Source organism: Streptomyces sp. NPDC030995 (genome assembly GCF_055571215.1).
Genome location: NZ_JBVIFS010000052.1, coordinates 23,052 through 29,465, shown reverse-complemented (window position 1 = coordinate 29,465; position 6,414 = coordinate 23,052). Strand labels below are relative to the sequence as shown.

Below are 6,414 nucleotides of genomic sequence, written 5' to 3'. Positions count from 1 at the left end.
AGCAGCCTCGGTTACCAAAGCCCAGCCGAGTACGAAAACACCGCAGCCTGAGCAACACATAGAACCTGTCCGCCAAACAGGAACAACCTCAGGACATAGGCCGCCACCAATCGCTACGCGCTCCCCGACGACGGCGACTGCCAGCCGTCTGGGGCTGGTGGAGGGTCCGGAGGGGCGATTGCTCACCTCAGCCGAGCTCTACCCGCATCAGAGCGACCTCGTCACAACAAATGCGGGGACAGACAGGTGTAATTGGGGCGAACTGTCGGCTCTTTCGGCCGCCCACTCTCCCTGACCCGAGTACAGCTCGGTATAGCCGCTGTCTGACGCCTGCACTTCCCCAGACCGCCGTCAGACGCCGTCTTCGAGAAGTGTCTATGGGTCTTGGGCGGCTTATGAACGGCCCCAGACGGCCGCAGTCGCCGTCGTCGAGGAGCGCGTAGCGATCGGCGGCGGCCTATGTCCAGCCACAGGCGGACTGGAGACGCTGAGAGAGGAGGAGCGCGTAGCGATTTGACGCGTGCACCCCGTCTGGCCGGTCGCCAGCTCGGTCTGGGCGTCGTCTGGTGGAGATTTGGCCGCCCCCGACCCCGGATCCGATGTGAATGTGCCCGCTCCTGGGGATCTGCCCGCCGAGCCCCGCCCGTGCATCGCTGATGTGCCCGTCCCTGAAAAAGAACGCCCGGCCCGTTCCTTTGGGGGTTTCCCGTCGGTCTTCGTATGTCCGTGGCGGGACGGTCGGTCAAGGGTGGCCGAAGGCCATCGCGTAGCGACGCGACCGTAGGGAGCGCCCTTGAGGGACCGGCCCGACACGGAGAGACGATGAGACTGACGGGAAACCCCCATACAGATCTCTGATTCCGCCTGAGGGGCTCCCGCTCACCCCCGACCCCGCCGCACAGACTCATGCCGCCCGCCCAAGCTCCGCCCCCCGAAGCCACCCCGCACAACCCGCCACCGCCCCCGCCGTAACTCGGCCGCCCCGGGCCCGCCCCTTGCAACCGCACCCGCTCGCGAGGCATGCTTCGCCGGGGCAAAGCGGAAGGATCATCATGCCGGTGGACAAGCGGACCGTCGTGACGGCGGTGCTGTGTGCTGCGGCGGCTTTGGGGGCCTCCGCCGCGGTGGCCGAGTTGGCGCCGCCGCCCGAAGGGGTTCCCGCCGCGCGGGCCGCGAAGGCCGCGCCGACGGGATCGCCGACCGCCTCGTCGCGATCGCAAGCGGCGAAGCCTCAGCTCTCCACCCCGCCCGGGACCACGCTGCCGCCGGCCGTCACCCCTCCACCCGGTGGGCCTGCGGCCTTCACCGGGGCCCTGTTCACGGACGGTCTGGACAGCGATCACTTCTGCACCGCCACCGTCGTGCACAGCCCCGGCCGGAACCTGATCATCACCGCCGGGCACTGCCTCCTCGACGGGCAACAGGGCGGCGGGAGTGCCGTGTTCGCACCCGCGTACGCGAACGGGTTTGCTCCGTACGGCACATGGAAGATCGAGGAAGTCTTCGAGGACGACCGCTGGGCCGAGGGGACGGACGACGACTACGACCTCGCCTTCGCCCGCCTCGCCCCCGACGACAAGGGCCGCACCATCGAGGACGTGACCGGCGCGGCGGTGCTGGACACCAGCGGCCGCGCGGGTGAGGAGGTCACCGTCACCGGTTACCCCGCCGACCGCAAGGTTCCCCGTACCTGCACGTCGGTCGCCGTCCGCGAGAGCGCGACCCAGCAGCGCTTCGACTGCGCCGACTTCCCCGGCGGCACCAGCGGCAGCGCGTGGATCGCCCGCGACGGGAAGATCATCGGCATCCTCACGGGCGGGGACACCGACGACGTGTCGACCAGCACCGTCCTCGGCGAGTACGCCGCCTCGCTGTACGCCAAGGCCACCCGCAAGAACTGACGGCCCAAGGTCAGGCCAGCAGCCCCAAGTGGACCGGCTCCGCAGGGCGGTTCGCCAGGAGGTCCGGCAGGCGCGGCGGCCACAGCGGTTCGCCGAGGGTGGCCAGGCGCTCCGGCGAGAGCCACTGCCAGTGGATGCCGGGGTACTCCAGGACCGGTTCGCGGCGGGGCCCCCGGGTGAGGTAGATGTGCTCGTGCTGGCGGACCGGGATCCCCTGGTGCGTGAAGTCGTGCTCCCAGGTGCACAACAGCCGCCCCGGCTCCAGGTCGGTCCACCCGGTCTCCTCGCGCAGCTCGCGCCGCACGCACTCCTCGGGGCTCTCGCCGGGGTCGATGCCGCCGCCGGGCGGCAGCCAGTGGATGCCGACCTCCACGTTGTCCTCGCGGAAGAGGAACACCGATCCGGCCGGGGAGAGAATGACAACACGCGCCGCGTGACGTGGAGTTCGCATCCCTCAGCGTACGCCGGTGATCGGGGTCGGGGGATGGGGTTTACGTCCGGTCTCTTCTCCCGTGTTCTTCTCCCGCGTGCCCATGCGCGCCCATGCGTGCCCTGGCCTTCGTCCCGCCCGGCGGCGGTTCGCGGCGAACGCGGCGCACGAGCTGCGCACCCCGCCGGCCGTGCAGCGGGCGGCGGCCGAGATCGGGCCGGCGGGGGAGCCGTCGCCGCTGACGGTGACGGGGGACCGGGCGCTCCTCGGCCACCTGGTCCGCAACCTGTTGGGCAATGCCGTACGTCACAACCGCGCGGGCGGCCGGGTCGTCGTCGCGACCTCCGCGGCGGGGAGCCGGCCGTGTCCAACACCGGCCCGGTGATCGATCCGGCGGACGTGCCGAGGCTCCTGGAGCCGTTCCGCAGGCGCGCCGAGCGGCAGCACGCCGCAGGTGAGGGTGCGGGATTGGGGCTTTCGATCGTGGAGGCGATCGCGCGGGCGCACGGGGCATGGCTCGCCGCCGAGGCCAACCCCGAGCCGGAGGGCGGGCTGACGGTGCGGGTCCGTTTCCCGCTGCCGGACGGGCCGGGCGCCGCCTGAGGTACGCCGGCCGCGAAGGTCGGCTGATGTACGGTCGGTTCAATGAGCAAGCACCGTCGCGCCCGCTCCCGTACGGCCCGTATGCCCCGCACGAACCGCTCGACCCGCCCGTCGCGCCGTGTGGCGCTCGCGGCCACCTTCGGCCTGCTGACCTTCGGGGCGGGCTGGGTGTACGCGGCCCAGCACCCGGACGAGGTTGCCGGCGCCGCGCCGCAGGCCCGCGCGGACGCCCGTCCGCCGGCCGAGGACCGCGCCGCGCGCGACGCCCAGCGGCACGCCCTGCAGGGGCTGAGCGGCATCAGCGAGCAGACCCGGGCCAAGATCCCGGCCGAGTCCCGCCAGCTCGTCCTGGTCACCGGCAAGGCCAAGGACTCCTCGGAGTCCATCGCCACCCTCTACACGCGCCCCGAGGCCGGAGCCGACTGGGTGCGCGCCGAGAGCTGGCCGGCGCGCAACGGGGCCAAGGGCTGGTCCACGGAGCGCACGTACGGGGATCTGACCTCCCCGCAGGGTGTCTTCGCGCTCACCGACGCGGGCGGCCTGCTGCCGAAGCCGCCGGGCACGCGGCTCCCGTACGACAAGGACAGCGCGTTCGTGGCGACGGGTCGCGGGGTGAACGGGGAGTCCCTGGCGGGTTCCTTCGACTACGTCGTCGCCATCGACTTCAACCGCAAGCCGGGCACGTCGCCGCTGGACGCCACCAAGCCGGACGGCGAGCGCAAGGGCGGCAACATCTGGCTGCACGTGGACCACGACGGCCCCTCCCAGGGCTGCGTCGGCATCCCGAAGGCGGCCATGAAGAAGGTCCTGGAGACCCTGGACCCGGCGGCGAAGCCGGTCATCGTGATGGGCCCGGAAGGGTTCTGACCGCTTCCGCCGTCAGATCCGGACGACCCGTACGCGGTCCCCGCACAGTGCGGACAGGTCTTCCGGATCCGAGGTCAGCAGGGTGACGGGTCCAGGCTGGTCGAGGGCGGTCGCCGCCACGATGGCGTCCAGTGCGTACTTGTGCCCGTGCAGCCCGGCGGCGGCAAGCAGCTTGCTCGCCTGCCGTGCGTTGGCCTCGCTCGGCGGAATGACGTTCACCCGGGAGACCGCGTAGTCGAACTGGGCCTGGTTCACCCTGGGGTCACGTGCCTCGACGAGGGTGACCGAGCTGATCACCACGCGGATGTCCTCGGCTTCGGCGGCCGTCAGCCACTCCAGCAGACCGGGGTCCCGGCGCACGAGCCGGGAGAGCCCCTCGCAGTCGAGGATCAGCGTCCCGCTCACGCGGCGTCCGACGGGGCTGCCGATTCGCCGCGCAAGACGGCTCGCTTCGCTTCCACGGCCGCCGGGTCGGCCGGACCGTTCACGGCCTCGGAGTCCTCGATCAGCTCGCGGAGCCGCTCACGCTCCAGCTGCCGCTGAACGAGCGCTTCGATGTAGGCGGACATGCCGCGCTTGCCGGTGCGCGCCTTGAGCGCGGCAATCGTCCCCTCGTGGAGGGAGACGGACACGGGGCGGGTCGGGCCCTCGCCCGGTACGGGCTGGTCGGTCATGGAGGCATTCTAACAAACCTAATGTTATTCGGCCTGGCGTTCCCGCTCCTGGCGGTCGCGCATCACGTCGAACCCCTTGCCTGACGGACCGTCAGCTACGACGATGGCCCGGCACCGATATGACGAATCGGCAGACGAAGGCGAGGCGGGCCCGGCATGGCGCGCGTATTTCCGGAAGGTCGGCTGGTCTACGGGATGCAGCTCCCGATCCAGTCCCAGAGCACCATCTACGCCGAGCCCTGGGAGGCCGCGGCGACCGCCACCGATCTCGCCGAGGTGGCCCGCGCCGCCGACCGGGCCGGCTTCGGGTACGTGGCCACCTGCGACCACGTCGCCATCCCGCGGCGGCTCGCCGGCCCCATGAGCACCGTCTGGTACGACCCGGTCGCCACCCTGTCCTTCCTCGCCGGCGTCACCGAGCACGTGCGGCTCCTGAGCCACGTCGCGATCCTCGGCCTGCGCCACCCGCTGATCAGCGCCAAGCAGTACGCCACCCTCGACCACCTCTCCGGCGGCCGGCTGATCCTCGGCGTCGGCGCCGGGCACGTCCAGGAGGAGTTCGAGATCCTCGGCGTGGACTTCGCCCGCCGCGGAGCCGTCCTCGACGAGACCCTGGACGCGCTGCGCGCCGCCCTCGGTCCCGAGGAGTACCCGGAGCACGAGGGCGAGCTGTTCTCCTTCAAGGACCTCGGCCAGCTGCCCCGGCCCGCGCAGGAGCGGATCCCCGTCTGGGTCGGCGGCTCCTCACCCGCCGCCGTGCGCCGGGCGGCCGTCCGCGGGGACGGCTGGCTCCCGCAGGGCGACCCGCGCGAGCGGCTGCCCGCGCAGATCGCCCGTATCAAGGAGCTCCGCGAGGAGGCCGGGATCGCCGGCCCCATCGAGTTCGGCGCGATCACCGAGGCGCTGTACGTCGGCGAGCCCGGCTGGGACACCGGCCGACGCACCCTCACCGGCAAGGCGGAGGCGCTCGCCGAGTCCCTGCGGGAGTACGGGGCGCTCGGCGTGGACCAGATCCAGGTCCGCTTCCGCAGCCGCGACCGGGCCGAACTCGTCGACCAGATCACCGCCTTCGGGGCCGAGGTGGCCCCGCACCTCAACGACTGGGAGTCGTGACCATGGGCAAGCTGGACGGGCGCGTCGTGATCATCACGGGCGCGGCGCGCGGCCAGGGCGAGCAGGAGGCCCGCCTCTTCGCCGCCGAGGGCGCCAAGGTGCTCCTCGGTGACGTACTGGACGAGCAGGGCACGGCCGTGGCCAAGGACATCGGCGAGGACCGGGCCCGGTACGTACGGATGGACGTGAGCCGCGAGGAGGACTGGGCGGCCGCGATCGCCGCGGCGAAGGAGGCCTTCGGCCCGATCGACGGCCTGGTGAACAACGCGGGCATCCTGCGCTTCAACGAGCTCACCGCGACCCCGCTGGAGGAGTTCCAGCAGGTGGTCCAGGTCAACCAGGTGGGCGCCTTCCTCGGCATCAAGTCGGTGGCCCCCGAGATCGAGGCGGCCGGCGGCGGCACGATCGTGAACACCTCCTCGTACACCGGCCTGACGGGCATGGCGTACGTCGGCACGTACGCGGCCACCAAGGCGGCCATCCTCGGCCTGACGCGGGTGGCCGCGCTGGAGCTGGCGGGCAAGGGGATCCGCGTCAACGCGATGTGCCCGGGCGCCGTGGACACCCCGATGGCCAACCCCGGCCTGCTGGACCCGGCGAACATGACCGACGAGGCCAGGGACGCGATGGCGGACCTCTACAAGCGGGTGGTCCCGATGGGGCGGGTGGGGCAGCCGGAGGAGATCGCCAAGCTGGCCCTCTTCCTGACCGGCGAGGACTCCTCGTACATCACCGGCCAGCCGTTCGTCATCGACGGCGGCTGGATGGCGGGCGTCAGCATCCTCTAGCCCGCTGAAGCCGCTATCTGATGGAGCGTCAGGTATTG

The 6,414-nt window shown here is 71.7% G+C and carries 9 protein-coding genes; 6 read left to right on the top strand and 3 right to left on the bottom strand.

Annotated elements, in window-relative coordinates; translation table 11 throughout:
* The first annotated feature begins 1,052 nt into the window (after positions 1-1,052).
* A complete protein-coding gene (locus tag ACZ45T_RS37195; protein ID WP_468448583.1) occupies positions 1,053-1,901 on the top strand; it encodes a trypsin-like serine peptidase in 849 nt (282 codons plus the stop codon).
* A 10-nt stretch (positions 1,902-1,911) separates the two neighbouring features.
* On the opposite strand, the gene ACZ45T_RS37190 is transcribed toward ACZ45T_RS37195, so the two are convergent.
* Positions 1,912-2,352 (bottom strand): NUDIX hydrolase, encoded by a 441-nt coding sequence (locus ACZ45T_RS37190; protein WP_468448582.1) that lies wholly within the window; start codon positions 2,350-2,352, stop codon positions 1,912-1,914.
* A gap of 82 nt (positions 2,353-2,434) precedes the next feature.
* On the opposite strand from ACZ45T_RS37190, the gene ACZ45T_RS37185 reads away from it, so the two are divergent.
* From ACZ45T_RS37185 to ACZ45T_RS37175, 3 genes are read left to right on the top strand one after another with little or no spacing between them, the layout of a single operon-like run.
* Positions 2,435-2,716 carry a hypothetical protein gene (locus ACZ45T_RS37185; RefSeq protein ID WP_468448581.1) on the top strand — a complete coding sequence of 94 codons (282 nt, stop codon included), beginning with the start codon at positions 2,435-2,437 and terminating at the stop codon, positions 2,714-2,716.
* Positions 2,695-2,934, top strand: a complete 240-nt coding sequence (locus ACZ45T_RS37180; RefSeq protein ID WP_468448580.1) for an ATP-binding protein — start codon at positions 2,695-2,697, stop codon at positions 2,932-2,934. Before ACZ45T_RS37185 ends, ACZ45T_RS37180 begins: the two co-directional genes overlap by 22 nt.
* Before the next feature lie 42 nt (positions 2,935-2,976).
* Entirely contained in the window at positions 2,977-3,801 is an 825-nt protein-coding gene (locus ACZ45T_RS37175; RefSeq protein WP_468448579.1) for a L,D-transpeptidase family protein, read from the top strand.
* A 12-nt stretch (positions 3,802-3,813) separates the two neighbouring features.
* Here the strand turns inward: ACZ45T_RS37175 and ACZ45T_RS37170 are convergent, their stop codons facing one another.
* Both ACZ45T_RS37170 and ACZ45T_RS37165 read right to left on the bottom strand, forming a co-directional pair.
* Positions 3,814-4,206, bottom strand: a complete 393-nt coding sequence (locus tag ACZ45T_RS37170) for a type II toxin-antitoxin system VapC family toxin (RefSeq protein ID WP_468448578.1) — start codon at positions 4,204-4,206, stop codon at positions 3,814-3,816.
* The gene (locus ACZ45T_RS37165; RefSeq protein ID WP_468448577.1) at positions 4,203-4,475 is read right to left on the bottom strand and encodes a hypothetical protein; all 273 of its coding nucleotides are present in this window, start codon (positions 4,473-4,475) and stop codon (positions 4,203-4,205) included. The genes ACZ45T_RS37170 and ACZ45T_RS37165 overlap by 4 nt, the downstream gene beginning before the upstream one ends.
* Before the next feature lie 156 nt (positions 4,476-4,631).
* Between ACZ45T_RS37165 and ACZ45T_RS37160 the strand changes: the two genes are divergently transcribed.
* Together ACZ45T_RS37160 and ACZ45T_RS37155 are read left to right on the top strand one after the other, a co-directional pair.
* A complete protein-coding gene (locus ACZ45T_RS37160) occupies positions 4,632-5,588 on the top strand; it encodes an LLM class F420-dependent oxidoreductase (RefSeq protein WP_468448576.1) in 957 nt (318 codons plus the stop codon).
* A gap of 2 nt (positions 5,589-5,590) precedes the next feature.
* Positions 5,591-6,376, top strand: coding sequence for an SDR family NAD(P)-dependent oxidoreductase (locus tag ACZ45T_RS37155; RefSeq protein WP_468448575.1), 786 nt, complete (start codon positions 5,591-5,593; stop codon positions 6,374-6,376).
* Positions 6,377-6,414: the final 38 nt, after the last annotated feature.

What these genes read in the sequence shown, in the direction of transcription:
- ACZ45T_RS37175 (WP_468448579.1), top strand. Translation starts at nt 2,977, where the DNA reads ATGAGCAAGCACCGTCGCGCCCGCTCCCGTACGGCCCGTATGCCCCGC.
- ACZ45T_RS37195 (WP_468448583.1), top strand. Translation starts at nt 1,053, where the DNA reads ATGCCGGTGGACAAGCGGACCGTCGTGACGGCGGTGCTGTGTGCTGCG.
- ACZ45T_RS37190 (WP_468448582.1), bottom strand. Translation starts at nt 2,352, where the DNA reads ATGCGAACTCCACGTCACGCGGCGCGTGTTGTCATTCTCTCCCCGGCC.
- ACZ45T_RS37155 (WP_468448575.1), top strand. Translation starts at nt 5,591, where the DNA reads ATGGGCAAGCTGGACGGGCGCGTCGTGATCATCACGGGCGCGGCGCGC.
- ACZ45T_RS37165 (WP_468448577.1), bottom strand. Translation starts at nt 4,475, where the DNA reads ATGACCGACCAGCCCGTACCGGGCGAGGGCCCGACCCGCCCCGTGTCC.
- ACZ45T_RS37160 (WP_468448576.1), top strand. Translation starts at nt 4,632, where the DNA reads ATGGCGCGCGTATTTCCGGAAGGTCGGCTGGTCTACGGGATGCAGCTC.
- ACZ45T_RS37185 (WP_468448581.1), top strand. Translation starts at nt 2,435, where the DNA reads ATGCGCGCCCATGCGTGCCCTGGCCTTCGTCCCGCCCGGCGGCGGTTC.